The following is a 16,376-nucleotide window of genomic DNA, read 5'->3' as shown; positions in this document are numbered from 1 at the left end:
CCAAGGAGAAGCACCGGGCCCATGTTGGTCAACCTTCCCCTCATGCTCCTCCTCGGCGTAAACATCGATCATGCTGCCACCCTCCGGCAGGCCCGCTACCGGCAGGTGGACGCCGGCTTTGGCGGCCTCGTGGAGCCCGACCCGGTGGCCCTCGCCGGCCTGTGCGAGCAGGCGGGCGCCGACGGCATCACCGTCCACCTGCGCGAGGACCGGCGTCACATCCAGGACGAGGACGTGCGCCTGCTGGCCGCATCCCACTCCACCCGGCTGAACCTCGAGATGGCCTGCACCCCGGCCATGACCGAACTGGCCCTGCGGTTGCGGCCCCATTCGGTCTGCCTCGTGCCGGAAAGCCGCGAGGAGATCACCACCGAGGGCGGTCTCGATGTGGTGAAGCACCGGGACAAGGTTGCCCGCGTCACCGACGCCATGAACGCCGCCGGCATCAAGACCAGCCTCTTCATCGACCCCGACCCGGAGCAGATTGCGATGTCCGCGCAATTGCGGGCGCCGTGGATTGAGCTGCACACCGGCGCCTACGCCAACGCCTACCACTTGCCCGGGCGCGGCCCCGAACTCGCCCGCCTCGTCGCGGGCGCCGAGCAGGGCCACGCCCTCGGCCTGGTCGTCAATGCCGGCCATGGCATCAATTATATCAACATCACCGAGGTCCGGACCATCCCGCACCTGCATGAGCTCAACATCGGCCACAGCATCATCAGCCGCGCCCTCTTCACCGGCATCGCCGAGGCCGTGCGCACGATGAAGGCGCTGATGAACGCTTGAGGAGTAGCGAGTAGCGGGTAGTGAGTAGCGAGCATCACGCTACTTCCACTCGGGTTGCCTTTCTACTCTCTACCCGCTACTCACTGCTCGCTACTTCCCCATGATCTCCCTTCCTCCCGGTGGCATTCTGATTGGTCTGGGCTGTGATCTCATTGAGACCGAGCGCATCCACAGCGTGCTCAAGCGCCACGGGGACCGGTTCCTCAAGCGCGTGTTCACCGAGGAGGAGCAGGCGTACTGCAACGGCCTCAAGTTTCCCCACAAGCATTACGCCGCCCGCTGGGCCGCCAAGGAGGCGGTGGCCAAGTGCTTCACCACCGGCATTGGCGAGCACCTCGAGTGGACCTCGGTTTCTGTTTATCACGGCAGCCGCCACGAACCGCTCGTGCGCCTCGACGCCAAGGCCACGGCCCTGCTGGCGGAGGTCGGCGCCACCCACGTGATGCTGACCCTCTCGCACATCGACACCCACGCGATGGCGGTCGCGGCACTGGTCCGGCACTGAAGGCCAGCCATGGATCGCGTGCCATCCCACCCGGTCCTGAGTTGCGCCGCGGCCAAGGCGTGGGAGGCCGGCCGGTTGCCGGACGAGGCCGCCGAATGGCAAGCCATGCAACGGGCGGGACTCGCCCTCGCGGCGGCGATCACCGAGGATTTCAAGGAGATCGGCGGCTTGCCTGCGGACGCGCGGATCCTGGTGCTGGTGGGAAAGGGCCACAATGGCGGCGATGCTTTGCTCGCGGCGCGGGCGTTGTTGACCGCCATCCCGGCGGCCACCGCCGAAGTGGTGTTCTGCTTCGGCGAAACAACCCTGCGGCCGCTGGCGGCACGGGCTCTGGCTGATTTGCGGTCGAGTGTGGGCCCGCGTGCTGCAACGCGCTTGGTGGCTAAAGGGGCTCCGGGCCTGCTCGCCCCGGGTTACGCCCTCTGCCTGGACGGCATCTTCGGTTTCCAATTCCGCCCGCCGATGGATGACGCGACGGCAGATCTCATCCACGCGGTGAACGCGCACCCGGCCATCCGGTTCCGGGCTGCCGTGGATCTGCCCAGCGGGGTGGGCGAGACGAACGCTCCGACGGTTTTCCGGGCGGATTTCACCTATGCCACCGGCATCGTCAAACAGCCGGTTTTGCTGTCGGCGGCGGCCGCGTCCGTGGGCAGGTTGCGGTATCTGGATTTGGGGTTCTTCGACCCTGTAGCCAAGCTCGGTGGGCCCGGTTGTCCGGGGTCAGCGAGCCCGGCTACAGACTACGTGCTGACTCAGGATATACTGGCCCCGTTGGCGGCCTTGCGTTCGTCCCAGACGGACAAGCGTACCTTCGGCCATCTACTCGTCGTGGGTGGCTCGCGCAGCTATCCGGGCGCGGTGGTGCTGGCCGTGCGCGCGGCGCTGCGCAGTGGGGCGGGATTGGTGACGGCTTTCGTGCCCGAGCGACTGGCTCCGGAATACGCGGCCCGCCACCCCGAGGCCATGTGGGTGGGTTGCCCGGAAACCGCCGCCGGCGGCCTGGCCGGGGGAACAGTGGACCTGATCCAGGCCCGCCAGTCGCGCGCCACCGCCATGCTGATGGGTCCGGGCATGAGTGCAGAGCCGGAGGTGATCGAGACCATGGTGGCGATTGGGCGCATGTCGGCCATTCCCTTGGTGCTCGATGCCGATGCCTTGCGGCCGGAAGTGCTGGCGGCTGCGCAAGGCCGCTCTGTGGTCTGCACGCCCCACGCAGGCGAATATGAGCGGATCGGGGGTAGGGCCGGTCTTCGACCGGCCTCGGGCAGCGGAGATGTGGTCACCGTGCTCAAGGGGCCTTTGACCCGCATCGTGAGTAACTCGGGCGGGTCTGAGACCGGCCCTACTTACTACTCCCCTTTCGGCGGCCCGGTGCTGGCGCGGGGCGGGAGCGGGGATATCCTCGCCGGTCTGATCGGCGGGTTGCTGGCGCAGTCGCCAGCGGACCCGCTGCTGGCGGCGTGCCGCGGGGTGGTCTGGCACGGACGGGCGGCTGATTTGTTGGCTCGCGCCCGGGGCCAGGTCGCCATAGAGCTATCGGAAACCCTCGAGCAGCTCGGGCCGGCGCTCCATCCCTGAAATGGCAGACACCCTTACCGAGCGGCAGGCGTTCATGGTGATGAACGACCTGCCCAACATCGGCCCCATCACGCTCAACCGGTTGCTGGCGGAGTTTGGGGGCGACCCGCGGGAAATCCTGACCGCGGACAAACGCCGCCTCGAGTCCGTGCGCGGAGTTGGTCCGGAGACGAGCGCGGCCATCCTTGCCTGGCGCACCCATTTCGACCTGCCGCGCGAGGAAGAGCGTCTGGCACAGGCCGGGGCGGTGTTCATCACCACGCGGGATGAGGGTTATCCCAAAATGCTGCGGGAGATCCATGATCCCCCGATCGGTCTCTATCGGAAGGGACCTTACCTGTTTGAGCAACCTTGCATCGCCATCGTCGGCAGCCGGCGCACCACGCTCTATGGGCAGTCGGTCGCCAAGAAACTCGGCGCCGACCTGGCGCGCCTCGGCTTTTGCGTCGTGAGCGGGCTGGCGCGCGGCATCGACACTGCCGCCCACGAAGGCGCGTTATCCGTCGGCGGCAAGACGGCCGCGGTGCTGGGCACCGGGATCGACATCATCTATCCCTCGGAAAACCTCGGGCTCTATCGGCAGATCGCCGAGACCGGGGCCGTGCTCGCGGAATTTCCCTTTGGGCGAAAGGCCGACCGCCAATCCTTCGCCATGCGCAACCGGATCGTGTCCGGCATCAGCGAGGCGGTGGTGGTCGTGGAGAGCGACGAGTCGGGCGGGGCCATGATCACGGCGCGTTTTGCCGGCGAACAGGGCCGGTTGATCTTCGCCGTGCCAGGCCGGATCGACCAGGCGACGAGCCGGGGTTGTCATCAACTGATCCGCGACGGGGCCACCCTGCTCACCGGCGTGGACGACATCCTTTCCGAACTGAGCTACCTCGACGGACTGCGGCCGAAGGCGATCGAGACCGCGGGGGAACCCCGGGTGCTGGAGTTGTTGTTGCCGCAACTGGACGAGAAGGAAGGCCGCGTACTGGGCGCGCTCGCGGGCGGGGCAACGCAGGGGATTGATGCGCTGATCGCGGCCACCGGCTTGGGCTCGGCCGAGGTTTCGGCCGCCCTGATGATGCTCGAGTTGAAGAAGCTGGTGGTGAAGCGGGCCGACGGGACCTTCGAGTCGAGGAGCTGACTCCAGGCGTTTTAATTCGGTTGGTGTTTTCCGTAGGCTCGGCGCAAGCGACGACCCTGCGGCATAACCGAACTAGCATTCACCAATCCGGGTGCGTTGGTGGATGCCGGCAGGCACAAAAAAGTCCCGGCGAACCGGGACTGAAGGCCAAGGGGAAGACCGTGTTCTTACTCGCCGTTGCGAATGCGCTCAGCCTCAGCCTTGGCGGCGGCTTCGCGGGCGCGGAATTCCTCGAGCTGCTTGGCGCGCTTGAGGGCGTCGGCCTCCTCGGCCTTGAGCCGGGCCACCTCGGCCTCGGCGGCCTCGGCGCGCTGGCGGGCGGCGAGGATTTCCTGGTCCTCGACCGTCTTGCCCTGGGCGATCATGCGCTGGCGGCGGGCATCCTCCTGGGCGCGCTCCTTGGCGAGGGCTTCCTCGGCGATGCGGCGCTCGTATTGGATCTCGGAGACCCGGCGGTCCTCGCGGTTGCCCGCGACGCCACCGATGATGGCGCCGGCGGCGGCGCCGGCGGCGGCGCCCTTGTCGCGGTCACCGGACTGGTGACCGATGATGCCGCCGACGATGGCGCCGGCCACAGCCCCGCCAAGAGCGCCGCGCTCGGTGTTGGAACTGTCGGTCTGGCAACCGGTGTTGAAGAAGGCGCCGAAGAGCAGGGCGGACCCGGCGCTCAGGGCGGTGAAATGACGATGGTTATTCATGGAAATACAGGTCTGGGGCTCAGACCGGCAGGAGACGGCGAATGTTCCCCCGGGTTTCAGCCCGGCGGCCAGCCCAGGGGCCGCCCGCCCAGGAGATGGACGTGGAGGTGGGGCACGGACTCCCCGCCATCCCGGCCGTTGTTGATCACGAGCCGGTAGCCGGTATCGGCGATCCCCAGTTTCCGGGCCAGGGCGGCGGCCGTAAGCAGCAGATGGCCAAGCGTCGCCTGGTTGGCCGGGGTGGCTTCGCCGACCCGGGGGATCAGATTTTTGGGTATCACCAGCACATGGACCGGCGCCTGCGGGCTGATGTCATGGATGGCGATGCAGTGCTCGTCCTCATGCGCCAGCTTGGCCGGGATCTCCCGGTCGATAATCTTCTGGAAAAGGGTTTTCATGATCTGGATTTGAACCACAGAGACACGGAGGGCACGGAGACCAAACCGGTTTGCTCTGTGCCCTCCGTGTCTCTGTGGTTTACAGGAACAGGAGGTTCAGGTTCGCGCTGCGGCGGGTGCGGGCGGCGGCGAGGTCGCGGATGAGGGCGAGCGAGTCGTCGTAGTCGCGCTGGCGGCGGCCCGTCCAGCGGCGCTCGGGCGGGCAGTGGGCGGTGCGGAGATTCGTGACCAGCAGCGTGGACTCGGCGAAGGGCGCCAGCAGCTTCAGACCGGTCATCAGGCCAGCGCGCGTGAAGAGCGGGCTGGCGCCGGTGTCGTCCGCGCCGGCATCCCAGTGGAAGAAGCCGTGCTGGGGCTGGGTGGAACACAGCTTCTCAAACAGGCGGGCGGTGGCGGCGATGAAGGCCGGGTCGGATGGCGTCCGCTGTTCCGCCTCGCCGAGGGTGGTGGCGATGGCGTCGTCGATCTGTTGCGCCAGGTAGAGATCGTGCCCGGTGAGCGGGGCGAAGAGGGCGTTGAGGAAGTGCAGCCGGCGCAGTTGCGGGGAGCGCGTCATTTCTTGGTCTTCGGTGTAGCACCGGCGCCGCCCGGCGCAAGGCTGCTGATTTCGTGGACGAATTCGGAGACGTCGCGGAATTCCTTGTAGACGGAGGCGAAGCGGACGTAGGCCACCTGGTCCATCTTGCGCAGACGCTGCATGACGTGCTCGCCGATGGCCTGGGTGGGGACCTGGGTGTCGTAGCGGGCCTCGACCGCGTCGATCACATCCTCGACCAGCATGGTGATCTGCTCGTTGTCGATGGGGCGCTTGTGGCAGGCGGCGCGGATGGCGCCGAGGAGCTTTTCGCGGAGGAAGGGTTCCTGGCGGCCGTCTCGCTTGACGACGACGAGGGTGTCGCGGACGAACTCCTCGTTGGTGGTGTAGCGGTGGCCGCACTCGAGGCACTCGCGGCGGCGGCGGATGGAGTTGCCGTCGCGGGCGATGCGGGAGTCGATCACCTTGTCCTCAATCGAGGTGCATTTGGGGCAGCGCATGGGGTCAGTTGAGGGTGAGGAAGTTTTTCAGGATCTGCATCCCGCCTTCGGTGGCGATGGATTCAGGGTGGAATTGGACCCCGTGCACGGAAAATTGTTTATGCTGCAGGCCCATGATTTCGCCGTCGGAGGATTCCGCCGTGATCTCCAGGCAGTCGGGCAGGCTGGCCCGCTCCACGATCAGGGAATGGTAGCGCGTGGCCGTGAAGGGGGAGGGCAGTCCTTGGAACACACCGCGGCCGGTATGCGTGATGGGCGAGAGTTTGCCGTGCATCTGGCGCGGGGCGCGGATGACGTTGCCGCCGAAGATCTGGCCGATGGCCTGGTGACCGAGGCACACGCCGAGCACGGGCTTCTTGCCGGCGAAAGTTTTTATGATGTCGAGACTTACACCGGCATCGGACGGCGTGCAGGGACCCGGCGAGATGAGCACACGGTCGGGGTTCAGGCGTTCGGCAGCGGCGGGCGTGAGCTCGTCATTGCGAAAAACCTGCATGCTTACCCCCAGCTGGCCGAAATACTGGACCAGATTGAAGGTGAAGGAATCGTAGTTGTCTATGACTAGCAGCACTTTTGGTGACCATACCCGGCCATTGACAGCCGGTCAAGTCTGCGGGCAGGGTGGGCGACGCGATGAGCAGCCACTTTCAATTGTTAAAGACCGATACAGGGACCGCCGCCCGGCGAGGCCGTTTGCAGACCTTGCACGGCCCGATCGAGACCCCGATTTTCATGCCGGTTGGCACCCAAGGCACAGTCAAGTCGCTGACCCCCGCGCAGATCAAGGAGACCGGCGCCCAGATCATCCTCGGCAACACCTATCACCTCAACCTGCGCCCGGGGTCGGAATTGGTGCGGGATTTGGGCGGATTGCATCAATTCATGGGGTGGGACGGCCCGATCCTGACAGACAGCGGTGGGTTTCAGGTGTTCAGCTTGGCCAAGCTCCGCGACATCCGGGACGACGGCATCGCGTTCTCCTCGCACTTGGACGGGTCGAAGCTGTTCCTCGGTCCGCGCGAGGTCATGACGATCCAGGCGAACCTGGGATCGGACATCGCGATGGTCATCGATGAGTGCCCGCCCTGGCCGTGCACCCGCGAGGCGTGTCGCGACGCGGTGGACCGCAGCTACCGCTGGGCGCAGCAGTGCAAGCAGATCGCCACCGACAACGGGTTCCTGGCGGGCGGCCATCACGTCTTCGCCATCGCCCAGGGCTCGACCTTTGACGACCTGCGGCGTGAGGCGGCCGAGTCGCTCGCCGCGCTGGATTTCCCGGGTTATGCCGTCGGCGGTGTGAGCGTAGGCGAGCCCGAGCCGGAGATGTTGAAGCAGGTGGGCGCCACCACGCCGTTCATGCCGGCGGACAAGCCGCGCTACACGATGGGCCTCGGCACGCCGCCGCAGATCCTGAAGATGATCGCGCTGGGCGTGGACATGTTCGACTGCGTGCACCCGACGCGCGTGGCGCGCAACGGCGCGGCCTTCACGCCGGACGGCTTGATCAACCTGCGCAATGAGCGCTACCGCGCGGATCCGGCGCCGCTCGTCGAGGGCCTGGACAATTACACCTGTCGGAAATTCACCCGCGCCTACCTCCGGCATCTGGTCATGGCCAACGAGATCCTGGCCTGCACGCTGCTCACGCTGCACAATTTGCATTTCTACCTCGACCTCATGGCTCAGGCCCGCGCGCACATCGAGGCGGGCGATTTCGGCCCGTGGCACCGCGCCTGGGTCGAGCGGTTTGAGGCGGGCGAGGCGGCCGCGCAGCGGAAGTAAGTTACGGCCACAGGTGTTGCAGCCCTGGCCAGGCATCAAACTCCACTCACTTCTTCGTCAGCTCGAAGATGCCGCACCCGCGGCGGCAGCCGCAGCTGTTCGCGCGGAGGGCCGGGGTGAGGCCGACGTCCTCGTGCAGGTCGCCCCGGTCATCCACGTAGGAGAAATGGTCGATGGTGTAATCCCGCTCCAGCAGGTCGGCGAGGTAGGCCACGCTGAACACGCGGTGGGCGTTGAACTCGATGCGTTGCGGGCCGATCGGCGTGGAGAAATAGAATTTGCCGCCGGGCTTGAGAATCTTGCGCAGGTTCTCCAGGCCGAGCAGGTGGCCCTCGAAGTTCACCGGGTCCCCGTAGCGGCCGAGGCCGAAGTGCTCGATCGTGTGCAGGCAGGACAGCGAGTCGCAGCACGCGATGAACTCGGGGGGCAGGTCGGCCATCAGGTCGGCCTGCAGGAATTTGATGTTCGGCAGCACCTTGTTCATCGGCCGGATGTCGATGGCCTCGATCTCGCGGTAGGAAGCGACGTGGGCGATGAAGCCGGCCACGCGTGAGCCGACGTCGAGGTGGCGCTTGGGGTTGTTCAGGAAGATGCGGCGGGCGACGAGGAAGTCCTGGTGGAAATACTGGCCGCGGGCCGTGTCGCCATTCAGGCCGTAGCGATCACCGGGCTTGGGCTTGAAGGTGCCGAAGGGGAAGACGTGCTTACTGCGACCGGCCTGTCCGCGGAGGGTGACGAAGTCAGCGAGGTATTGGGGGATGCCGCGGATCCGGCTGAGGGCCTTCTTCATGGGTGTTGCGGTTGAAAATCGTCGTTGGCCCGAGGCTGGCAAGCTAGGAAACGTCGATGGCGAGGGCCCATGGCCCGGCTAGGAATCAGTTGCCGTGATGGCATACGCAGCACCAAGGCTGTTCCGCGGATGACGCAGATGAACGCGGATCGAGTCGGCCTTTATCCGCGGAGCATCCCGGCTCAGACCTGCACCCAGTCGGGGCAGTAGATATCCCGGGGTGATTTGCGCTGTTGCATCGCCGCGGCGAACCATTGTTTCGGGGCGACGATGATCTTCCCGGGCGAGGGGGGGATCAGCCAGCCACCCCACCACGCGAAGGTGCTGTTGGAGATGATGGCCTGCCGGCATTGGCCGATCAGCCACAGGTCTTCCTCGGCGGTGTGGCCGGACAGGAAGGTGGTGTTGGTCCAGCCCGCGAGTTCCGCCTGCGCGGCCGCGGGGTCGTCGGAAAAAACGAAATAGTGCGACGGCTGGGCAACCGATTCGAGGTGGCGGCGGGCGGCATCGTAATACGGCCGCGTGCACAGGCCGAAGCGGCTCAGGGTGCGCGGGTTCGTGGCGTAGTCCCCGCGGCGCAGATGCACCGCCACCGGCAGGACTTCGCGACGGATCGACTCCGCGTGGGCCTGGACGCCGGCGCCAGCATGCCGGCCGAGATCGAAGGTTTTCCTGATCTCGCCATCCACGGACTCGAAATAGCGGGCCGACTGCCAGCGGCCCATCAGGTGGCAGCCCTCGTTGTGTTCAAAAACCGTGGGATCGTACGCCAGGCCGGTCTCATGGACGATGGGCAGGCCGTGTTTGCGGAAGGGTGGTCGTGGCACGCCGCACGAGCGCGCCAGGAACCGGCTGAGGCGCTCGGCGACGCTCGTGCCCGAGTGATAGCAGGGCTCCGTCAGCGCGAAACTCCGGATGATCTGAACACGGGATTTGGCCGGCGAGTCCAGCGGGGCCCCATCCAGCGTGAGCGTGGCGCCGATCCGGCGGGCGAGCGCCAGGCCGGTGGCGTACTGGAACATCTGGTTGCCCAGGCGGCCGCTGAGCTTCACGCAGACTTCCCGGCGCGGCGAGTGGGAGGGGGGCGACATGGTGTTACGGGGTTTACCAGCGCACGACCGTGACCCCGAGCGCAAGGAACGCCATGCCGATCGCGACCAGCCAGACGAGGAGCCAGCCGACCCAGCGCAACCAAGTCCCAAAGGGGATCCGGGCGATGCTGAGCACCCCCATGGTCACCCCGCTGGTGGGCATCACGAAGTTGGAAAACCCGTCGCCGAGTTGGAAGGCCAGCACGGCGGCCTGGCGCGGGATGTGCAGGAGGTCGGAAAGCGGGGCCATGATGGGCATGGTCAACGCGGCCTGGCCGCTGCCGCTGGGCACCACGAAGTTCAGGCCGAACTGGACGGCGAACATAACCTGCACCGAGAGCACGGCCGGCAGCCCGCCCACGGCCTGGCTGGCGGCGTGCAGGAGGGTGTCCACGATGCGGCCTTCCTGCATGACGAGCAGCACGCTGCGGCTCAACCCGATCACCACCACGGCGGTCACCATGTCGCGGGCGCCGGAGGCGAAGGCCTGCGCGGCCGGATTGGCGCCCAGCCCGCCCACGAAGGCGGCGCCGATGCCGATGGCGAGAAACAGGCCCGCGATCTCGACGATGTACCAGTCCCATTTGGTCACGCCCCAGACCAGCAGGAGGATGCCGGCCCCCAGCAGCGCGAGCACGCCGGCGCGCCGGGCGGTCAAGGGCTCTTCCGCCACCACGGAGGCATCCCCGGCTGAGGGCGCGGGCGGGCGGCCCTCAATCCGGGCGGCGTAGCGCATCACGTAGAGGATCGCGACGGCGGTCAGGACCGCCCACAGCGCCATCCGCAGCGGCCAGCCGCTGAAGAGGGGGAGTTCACTGATGCCCTGGGCGATGCCGACGGTGAAGGGGTTGAAGGCCGCCCCGGCGAAACCGACACCGGCGCCGACGAAGGGAATCGCCGTGCCCACGATCGCATCCCAGCCCAGCCGCCGGGCCAGCGGAATCGTGATCAGGATGAAAACCAGCACCTCCTCACTCATGCCGAAGGTGTTTCCGCCGATGGAAAACGCGATCATGAGCATCGGGATGATCAGCCGCCGCCGGCCCGGCGAATCGCCCGCGAGCCGCACCAGCCGGTGGATGCCCGCCGAGATCGCCCCGGTCGCGTTGATCACGGCGAAGGCGCCGCCGATAAGCAGCACGAAGCCGATGATCTGGGCGGCGTCTTTGTCGCTGAAGCCCTTCATGGGAGCGGTGAACACCGCGTGCCAGGACACGGGCTGCGCCTCGACGCTCCGGTAGGTCCCGGGCACGACGACGGTCCGGCTGCCGGACTGGCCGCGCTCGAATTCTCCGGCTGGCACCACCCAGGTCAGGCCGATCGCGGCCAGCAGCACGACCAGGACGATCAGGAGGGCGTCGGGCGCCCGGGGTGCGCTGGCGGGAGTCATGCGTGGACGGAGGAAAGGTAACGCGGTGGTCGCAGGCAAGGCGTTTGGCCCGGATTGCAGCTAGGCCGAGGGAGCCGGGGGCGGGGCCAACAGCGGCGGGAGTGGCTCTGCGTCCGGAGTAGGGGGGGCGGGCGGCGGGCTGGCCGGATACCGGGCAAACCAGGCCAGCCCGAGCCCGACGGCGAGGATCCCGCTGACTGTGAACCAGACTGGCTGATGCGCGATGAGGGTCCCCGGTTGATTATGGGTGAACGGCACCCATTCGGACGGAAACAGCAGGGCGAACCAGGCCAGGGCGTTGAAGACCGCGTGGCCGATCAGGCAGGGACCGAGGGACCGGCTGCGCAGGTACCACCAGCCAAAGACGGCTCCGATGACCGCGCCGAGGAAGAGCTGTCGGAGATTGGCGTGGACGAGGCCGAACAGCAGCGCCGTGACGCCGATCGCCACCGGCGCCCGGTGCCGGCTGAGCAGCCCGCGGAGGAGCAGGCCGCGAAAAAAGTATTCCTCCGTGAGGGGCGCCACGATCACGAGCAGGAGAAAACTGCCCACGGGCTGGCCCGGCAGGTCGATCAGATCCGGCGAGAATCCGTCCGTCCAGCCCAGCGCCTGTAAGAGTTCCAGGATCAGGTTGTCCGTTTCCCCGAGCACCACCGCCAGGCCCGCGGCGGTCAGCAGGACCGCCGGCACCTGCCCGGGGGCGAAGGGACGGATGATCAGAAACCGCGCGAAGGATTCACCCGTGCCCCGGAGGCCCGCGGCGAGGATGAGGCCGATGGCCAGCGTGTTGATCACGGCCAGGCTCCAAGGGTTGTACAACGCGCTGGTCCCGGCCGCCATCGCCCCGCCGGCCCAGGCGGCCAGCAGCATGATCAGCACGCCGCCCGCGGCTTGGAGGAAGAGCACGCCCAGCACCAACAAAACGGCAGGCCCGAGCGGGGGGTAGGCGGTCGGCACGCGGCCGGACAAGGGCGACATACGGTGGGGCAGGGTTGGGCCGGACCCCCGCGGTGGCCAGAGCAAATCCTCGGGGTTTACCCCCGGCCCGCATCGGGGATGCCCCGATTGGAAGCTCGCCAAGCCTTGCCTGCTTGCTATCTCTTTCCCTCTCATTTCCACCACTCCCATGCGCATTCTCATCACCGGCGGGGCCGGCTTTCTGGGCAGCCACCTGTGCGACAAGCTGCTCGCCCAAGATCACGAGATCATCTGTCTCGACAATCTTTTCACCGGCTCGAAGTCCAACATCGCCCACCTGCTGAAGCACCCGAAGTTCGAGTTCGTCCGGCACGATGTCACCGACCCATTCAAGTATGAGGTGGACCAGATCTACAACCTCGCCTGCCCGGCCTCGCCCCCGCACTACCAGTTCAACCCGATCAAGACCACGAAGACCTCGGTGATGGGGGCGATCAACTGTCTCGGCCTCGCCAAGCGGGTCAAGGCGCGCGTCTTCCAGGCTTCGACGTCCGAGGTGTACGGCGACCCGTCGGTGCACCCGCAGCCGGAAAGCTACTGGGGCAACGTCAACCCCATCGGCCGCCGCTCCTGCTACGACGAGGGCAAGCGCTGCGCCGAGACGCTCTTCTTCGACTACCACCGCGAGAACAAGGTGGATATCCGCGTCGTGCGCATCTTCAACACCTACGGCCCGCGCATGCACCCGAACGACGGCCGCGTCGTTTCCAATTTCATCGTCCAGGCGCTCAAAGGGATTGACCTCACGGTCTACGGCGACGGCTCGCAGACGCGCTCCTTCTGCTACGTTGACGACCTGCTCGAGGGCTTCGTGCGCCTGATGAACCAGACCGAGACCGTCGGTCCGGTGAACATCGGCAACCCCGGCGAGTTCACGATGCTCGAGCTGGCCGAGCAGGTGCTGAAGCTGACGAAGAGCAAATCCAAGATCGTCCACAAACCGTTGCCCGCCGACGACCCAAAGCAGCGCCGGCCCGACATCACGCTCGCCAAGAAACACCTCAAGTGGGAACCCAAGGTCCCGCTCGCCGAGGGCCTCAAGAAGACCATCGCCTACTTCAAGACGAAGGTGTGAGGGTGTTGTAGGGCGGGGTCTCCGAACCCCGCCAGCGTTCGAACCTGGTGGCGCGTTCGAGGCGGGATTCGGAGATCCCGCCCTACAGCTGGCATAACGATTGCTCGCCTTTCCCATGCTCACCTCCCTCCCACGCCTGTCCCGGCTGCTGCCGCTTCTCCTCTTGGTCATGACTTCCCTGTCCGCCGCTGAATTGATCCGCCCCAAGGTCATCGTCGTCGTCACGTTCGAGTACGGGATGAGCATGGGCGACAAGCCGGGTGAATTCCAGCTGTGGGCTGAGCGCGAGAAACTCACGCAGACCATGACCGTGCCCGGGCTGGATCATCCGGTGCACTTCAATGACCAAGGGGTCTACGGCGTCGTGTCCGGCACCACCGTGCGCGCCAGCCTGCAGATCCAGGCGCTCGGCTTCGATCCGCGCTTCGACCTGTCGCAGTCCTACTGGCTGGTGAACGGCATCGCCGGCGTCAGCCCGCACGTCGCCACCGAGGGCAGCGCGGCGTGGGCGCGGCACGTCATCGACGGCGACATCGCCTACGAGATCGACACTCGCGAGGCCCCGGCGGACTGGCCCTATGGCATCATGGCGCTGGGCAACAAGACGCCGCTGACCCCGCCGGTTATTCCTGGCTGGGCGCCGAAGCCGATGGCCTGGACGCTCAATCCCGCCCTGGTCGAATGGGCCTATGAACTCACGAAGAACGTGGAGCTCCACGACACCCTCGAGGCCCAGGCGCACCGGGCGCTCTATGTGGGATTTCCCGCGGCGCAGGCGGCGCCCAGCGTGCTCTACGGCGATAGCTTCGGCTCCTGCCGTTACTGGCACGGGGCGGCCCTGCAAAAATGGGCCGACGACTGGACGCGGCTCTACACCGGCGGCAAGGGCAGTTGCGCGATGTCGAACATGGAGGACCACGGCATCGCGAACGCGCTCGAGCGGCTCGCTGCGCTCAAGAAAGTGGATTTCCAGCGCGTGCTCTTCCTGCGCACGGGCAGCAATTTCTCGATGCCGCCCACGGGCCAGACCGCGGCCGACAGCATGGTGGCCGAGTACCAGGGCATGATGCCCGCCCTGGAGGCGGCATACCGCACGGGCAGCCCGGTGGTGCACGCGCTCGTCAAGGACTGGGCGAAATACGCGGACGTTATCCCGGGCAAGTAGCCACGCGCCGGAAGCGCGTTGAGGGCAACGCGCTCCACCCGGCGCTGGGATTGCGCTCGGTTCAAACCCCGCCGTGTTCGGCGATGGCACCGGCCGGCGTTACGGCTTTAACGATTGAAGGCGATGGGGGCCGATGGTTTATATTTCTGGCATGCCAACCAACGATCCTAACCCCGGCGGGGCGGGCGCGGATGCCATGCCTCTTTTCTCGCAGCGGTTGTATGAGGCACTGCTGGTCTCGTACGGTAAGATTCTGACGAAATACGACGCGTTCGCCCAGGCTTCCATCCTTCGGGATGTCGGAAAGGAAATCATCGATTACCTCAACCGCCACGGATTCGCGTTCACCGAAACCGGCGAGGTGGCCGACCTGGCCAAGCTGACCGACTTATTCGTCCGGAATGGCTTCGTCGGCAAACTCGAGGTCCAAGCCGCTGAGACCGGCAGCAACTACATCTGGCACGATCTTTACGGCGTGGACGCCTATCGGGAATTGCACGAGATCAGCGACAATCCGTTTCTCGCCTGCCCGCTCAATCTCTGCCTCTATTATCTGGCCGACAAGCATGGCAAGTCGATGCGGCTGTTAAAAAAGTCCTTTGATAACAAGAACGGCGTCGTCGAATCACAGTACGTGGTGGTGGAACGGGAGCCGCTGAAGCCCGGCACGGTTGACCCGCTGGTCATCGAAAACATCCGGCTGTACGAGATAGCCCGTGACCGGGCCGACCGGCTGCAGAAGGCCTTGGATGAAATCCACACGCTGCGCGGGATCCTCCCGATTTGCGCCTCCTGCAAGAAGATCCGCGACGAGAAGGGGTACTGGCAGCAGGTGGAGGTCTACATCGCCGAGCGGACTGACGCGGATTTCTCGCACGGCCTGTGCCCGGTCTGCATGGACAAATACATGGGCGCGCTCGATGCCATGTGTCCGGCCTGCCCTCCGTCGCCACCCAAGGCAAGCGCTGTGGTCCGGCCGGCGCCCACCGAGCAGAAATAGTCCGGCCCAGCCAGGTTGCGTCGTCGCGGCTGCGGCGCGCGGGGATCAAACCCCGCCGTGTTCGGCGACGGCGCCGGCCGGCGTCGCTTCCGATTCCTCAAGGCGTGAGACGAGCACGTCCACGGTCAGCTCGCGCTTGGCGGTGCCGCGGTAGGTGCCTTTCAGCGGGGAGACGTCGGCGAAGTCGCGGCCGGTGGCGACCTTCACATAGTGACTGTCGGCGGCCCGGTTGTTGGTGGGGTCGAGGCCGCACCAGCCGTGGCCGAGCACGTAGACCTCGACCCACGCGTGGCTGGCCTGGGCGCCCTTCAGCTGGTCGGCGGGACCGTTGTAGAGGTAGCCGCTGACGTAGCGGGCGGGGATCTTGAGCGCGCGGCAGAGGCCGAGCATGACATGGGCGAAATCCTGGCAGACGCCGGCACGCTTCTCGAGCACCTCGCGCATGTGCGTGTGGGCGTGGGTGACGGCGGGCTGGTAGCGGAATTCGCGGTTGATGTAGCGCATGACCGCCTGGGCGGCCTGCCAGACATCCGTCTGCCCGTCGGTGGCATCAATCGCCAGGCGCCAGAGCTCGGCGGAGACCTCGACGTAGGTGCTGGACTGGAGGAAATCGTAGCAGCGCTCCAGGCGGGCGCACTCGGCGAGCCGGGACATGGGCGCGGGCGTGAGCCCGGCGGGCAGGGTGGCCTCGTCGCCCGTGGTGACGACGGAGTTGGCCTCGACCATCAGGTCGGTGTGGGGCTGGTTGACCTCGAAGAGATGGACGTAGTTGAGGTGGAAATCGAGGTAGTGCGACAGCCGGGAGGTCGGCAGGACCTTGAGGACAAAGCTGTGGCAGACCTGCGCGCCGGCCGTGACGGGCTGCAGCCGGGCCTCGTTGAAGCTTTCGTGGACGTTCGCGCCGTACTTGAAACGGGTGCGGTGAAGGACGTGAAGTTTCATGCGGGGTGCATGCGGGGTGAGAAAATGA

18 protein-coding genes are annotated in these 16,376 nt (G+C 66.5%); 8 read left to right on the top strand and 10 right to left on the bottom strand.

Going from position 1 to position 16,376, the window contains the following annotated elements:
• Nucleotides 1-21: 21 nt before the first annotated feature.
• The 4 genes from Verru16B_RS02195 (at nucleotide 22) to dprA (ending at nucleotide 4,004) form a co-directional block, all read left to right on the top strand.
• Nucleotides 22-786 carry a pyridoxine 5'-phosphate synthase gene (locus tag Verru16B_RS02195; protein ID WP_069960755.1) on the top strand — a complete coding sequence of 255 codons (765 nt, stop codon included), beginning with the start codon at nucleotides 22-24 and terminating at the stop codon, nucleotides 784-786.
• 100 nt (nucleotides 787-886) lie between these two features.
• Nucleotides 887-1,291, top strand: coding sequence for a holo-ACP synthase (acpS, locus tag Verru16B_RS02190; RefSeq protein ID WP_069960754.1), 405 nt, complete (start codon nucleotides 887-889; stop codon nucleotides 1,289-1,291).
• 9 nt (nucleotides 1,292-1,300) lie between these two features.
• A complete protein-coding gene (locus Verru16B_RS02185; protein ID WP_069960753.1) occupies nucleotides 1,301-2,872 on the top strand; it encodes an NAD(P)H-hydrate dehydratase in 1,572 nt (523 codons plus the stop codon).
• 1 nt (nucleotide 2,873) lies between these two features.
• Entirely contained in the window at nucleotides 2,874-4,004 is a 1,131-nt protein-coding gene (dprA, locus tag Verru16B_RS02180; protein ID WP_069960752.1) for a DNA-processing protein DprA, read from the top strand.
• 167 nt (nucleotides 4,005-4,171) lie between these two features.
• Here the strand turns inward: dprA and Verru16B_RS02175 are convergent, their stop codons facing one another.
• From Verru16B_RS02175 to Verru16B_RS02155, 5 genes are all read right to left on the bottom strand, one after another.
• Complete coding sequence (locus tag Verru16B_RS02175) at nucleotides 4,172-4,702, bottom strand: glycine zipper domain-containing protein (RefSeq protein WP_069960751.1); 531 nt, start codon at nucleotides 4,700-4,702, stop codon at nucleotides 4,172-4,174.
• Nucleotides 4,703-4,758: 56 nt separating this feature from the next.
• Nucleotides 4,759-5,100 carry a histidine triad nucleotide-binding protein gene (locus Verru16B_RS02170; RefSeq protein WP_069960750.1) on the bottom strand — a complete coding sequence of 114 codons (342 nt, stop codon included), beginning with the start codon at nucleotides 5,098-5,100 and terminating at the stop codon, nucleotides 4,759-4,761.
• A gap of 79 nt (nucleotides 5,101-5,179) precedes the next feature.
• Entirely contained in the window at nucleotides 5,180-5,656 is a 477-nt protein-coding gene (locus Verru16B_RS02165; protein ID WP_069960749.1) for a hypothetical protein, read from the bottom strand.
• Complete coding sequence (gene nrdR, locus Verru16B_RS02160) at nucleotides 5,653-6,135, bottom strand: transcriptional regulator NrdR (protein WP_069960748.1); 483 nt, start codon at nucleotides 6,133-6,135, stop codon at nucleotides 5,653-5,655. Before nrdR ends, Verru16B_RS02165 begins: the two co-directional genes overlap by 4 nt.
• A gap of 4 nt (nucleotides 6,136-6,139) precedes the next feature.
• Complete coding sequence (locus Verru16B_RS02155) at nucleotides 6,140-6,706, bottom strand: anthranilate synthase component II (protein ID WP_069960747.1); 567 nt, start codon at nucleotides 6,704-6,706, stop codon at nucleotides 6,140-6,142.
• Nucleotides 6,707-6,768: 62 nt separating this feature from the next.
• On the opposite strand from Verru16B_RS02155, the gene tgt reads away from it, so the two are divergent.
• Nucleotides 6,769-7,917: a tRNA guanosine(34) transglycosylase Tgt gene (tgt, locus tag Verru16B_RS02150; RefSeq protein WP_069963559.1), complete on the top strand. Its 1,149-nt coding sequence runs from the start codon at nucleotides 6,769-6,771 to the stop codon at nucleotides 7,915-7,917.
• Between the two features lie 46 nt (nucleotides 7,918-7,963).
• Here the strand turns inward: tgt and Verru16B_RS02145 are convergent, their stop codons facing one another.
• The 4 genes from Verru16B_RS02145 to Verru16B_RS02130 form a co-directional block, all read right to left on the bottom strand.
• Nucleotides 7,964-8,707 carry a DUF268 domain-containing protein gene (locus tag Verru16B_RS02145; RefSeq protein ID WP_083270036.1) on the bottom strand — a complete coding sequence of 248 codons (744 nt, stop codon included), beginning with the start codon at nucleotides 8,705-8,707 and terminating at the stop codon, nucleotides 7,964-7,966.
• Nucleotides 8,708-8,889: 182 nt separating this feature from the next.
• Entirely contained in the window at nucleotides 8,890-9,798 is a 909-nt protein-coding gene (locus Verru16B_RS02140; protein WP_069960746.1) for an alpha-1,2-fucosyltransferase, read from the bottom strand.
• A gap of 13 nt (nucleotides 9,799-9,811) precedes the next feature.
• The gene (locus Verru16B_RS02135; protein WP_069960745.1) at nucleotides 9,812-11,188 is read right to left on the bottom strand and encodes a YfcC family protein; all 1,377 of its coding nucleotides are present in this window, start codon (nucleotides 11,186-11,188) and stop codon (nucleotides 9,812-9,814) included.
• Between the two features lie 60 nt (nucleotides 11,189-11,248).
• A complete protein-coding gene (locus Verru16B_RS02130; protein ID WP_069960744.1) occupies nucleotides 11,249-12,166 on the bottom strand; it encodes a CPBP family intramembrane glutamic endopeptidase in 918 nt (305 codons plus the stop codon).
• Nucleotides 12,167-12,314: 148 nt separating this feature from the next.
• Between Verru16B_RS02130 and Verru16B_RS02125 the strand changes: the two genes are divergently transcribed.
• The 3 genes from Verru16B_RS02125 (at nucleotide 12,315) to Verru16B_RS18580 (ending at nucleotide 15,406) form a co-directional block, all read left to right on the top strand.
• The gene (locus Verru16B_RS02125) at nucleotides 12,315-13,241 is read left to right on the top strand and encodes a UDP-glucuronic acid decarboxylase family protein (RefSeq protein ID WP_069960743.1); all 927 of its coding nucleotides are present in this window, start codon (nucleotides 12,315-12,317) and stop codon (nucleotides 13,239-13,241) included.
• 169 nt (nucleotides 13,242-13,410) lie between these two features.
• The gene (locus Verru16B_RS02120; RefSeq protein ID WP_218918803.1) at nucleotides 13,411-14,406 is read left to right on the top strand and encodes a purine nucleoside permease; all 996 of its coding nucleotides are present in this window, start codon (nucleotides 13,411-13,413) and stop codon (nucleotides 14,404-14,406) included.
• A 151-nt stretch (nucleotides 14,407-14,557) separates the two neighbouring features.
• Complete coding sequence (locus Verru16B_RS18580) at nucleotides 14,558-15,406, top strand: hypothetical protein (RefSeq protein WP_179947403.1); 849 nt, start codon at nucleotides 14,558-14,560, stop codon at nucleotides 15,404-15,406.
• A 45-nt stretch (nucleotides 15,407-15,451) separates the two neighbouring features.
• Here Verru16B_RS18580 and Verru16B_RS02110 read toward each other — a convergent pair whose 3' ends face one another.
• Nucleotides 15,452-16,348 carry a transglutaminase family protein gene (locus Verru16B_RS02110; protein ID WP_069960741.1) on the bottom strand — a complete coding sequence of 299 codons (897 nt, stop codon included), beginning with the start codon at nucleotides 16,346-16,348 and terminating at the stop codon, nucleotides 15,452-15,454.
• Nucleotides 16,349-16,376: the final 28 nt, after the last annotated feature.

Source organism: Lacunisphaera limnophila, from assembly GCF_001746835.1.
Taxonomy (GTDB): Bacteria; Verrucomicrobiota; Verrucomicrobiia; order Opitutales; family Opitutaceae; genus Lacunisphaera; species Lacunisphaera limnophila.
The sequence above is the reverse complement of the archived record's forward strand: the minus strand, read 5'-3'. Positions and strand labels throughout refer to the sequence as shown.

Bases quoted from the DNA above. Each gene is read 5' to 3' on its own strand.
- Verru16B_RS02175 (WP_069960751.1), bottom strand. From the start codon at position 4,702: ATGAATAACCATCGTCATTTCACCGCCCTGAGCGCCGGGTCCGCCCTG.
- Verru16B_RS02120 (WP_218918803.1), top strand. From the start codon at position 13,411: ATGACTTCCCTGTCCGCCGCTGAATTGATCCGCCCCAAGGTCATCGTC.
- Verru16B_RS02185 (WP_069960753.1), top strand. From the start codon at position 1,301: ATGGATCGCGTGCCATCCCACCCGGTCCTGAGTTGCGCCGCGGCCAAG.
- Verru16B_RS02145 (WP_083270036.1), bottom strand. From the start codon at position 8,707: ATGAAGAAGGCCCTCAGCCGGATCCGCGGCATCCCCCAATACCTCGCT.
- Verru16B_RS02195 (WP_069960755.1), top strand. From the start codon at position 22: ATGTTGGTCAACCTTCCCCTCATGCTCCTCCTCGGCGTAAACATCGAT.
- acpS (WP_069960754.1), top strand. From the start codon at position 887: ATGATCTCCCTTCCTCCCGGTGGCATTCTGATTGGTCTGGGCTGTGAT.
- Verru16B_RS02135 (WP_069960745.1), bottom strand. From the start codon at position 11,188: ATGACTCCCGCCAGCGCACCCCGGGCGCCCGACGCCCTCCTGATCGTC.
- Verru16B_RS02165 (WP_069960749.1), bottom strand. From the start codon at position 5,656: ATGACGCGCTCCCCGCAACTGCGCCGGCTGCACTTCCTCAACGCCCTC.
- Verru16B_RS02140 (WP_069960746.1), bottom strand. From the start codon at position 9,798: ATGTCGCCCCCCTCCCACTCGCCGCGCCGGGAAGTCTGCGTGAAGCTC.
- Verru16B_RS02170 (WP_069960750.1), bottom strand. From the start codon at position 5,100: ATGAAAACCCTTTTCCAGAAGATTATCGACCGGGAGATCCCGGCCAAG.
- nrdR (WP_069960748.1), bottom strand. From the start codon at position 6,135: ATGCGCTGCCCCAAATGCACCTCGATTGAGGACAAGGTGATCGACTCC.
- tgt (WP_069963559.1), top strand. From the start codon at position 6,769: ATGAGCAGCCACTTTCAATTGTTAAAGACCGATACAGGGACCGCCGCC.
- Verru16B_RS02125 (WP_069960743.1), top strand. From the start codon at position 12,315: ATGCGCATTCTCATCACCGGCGGGGCCGGCTTTCTGGGCAGCCACCTG.
- Verru16B_RS02110 (WP_069960741.1), bottom strand. From the start codon at position 16,348: ATGAAACTTCACGTCCTTCACCGCACCCGTTTCAAGTACGGCGCGAAC.
- Verru16B_RS18580 (WP_179947403.1), top strand. From the start codon at position 14,558: ATGCCAACCAACGATCCTAACCCCGGCGGGGCGGGCGCGGATGCCATG.
- Verru16B_RS02130 (WP_069960744.1), bottom strand. From the start codon at position 12,166: ATGTCGCCCTTGTCCGGCCGCGTGCCGACCGCCTACCCCCCGCTCGGG.
- dprA (WP_069960752.1), top strand. From the start codon at position 2,874: ATGGCAGACACCCTTACCGAGCGGCAGGCGTTCATGGTGATGAACGAC.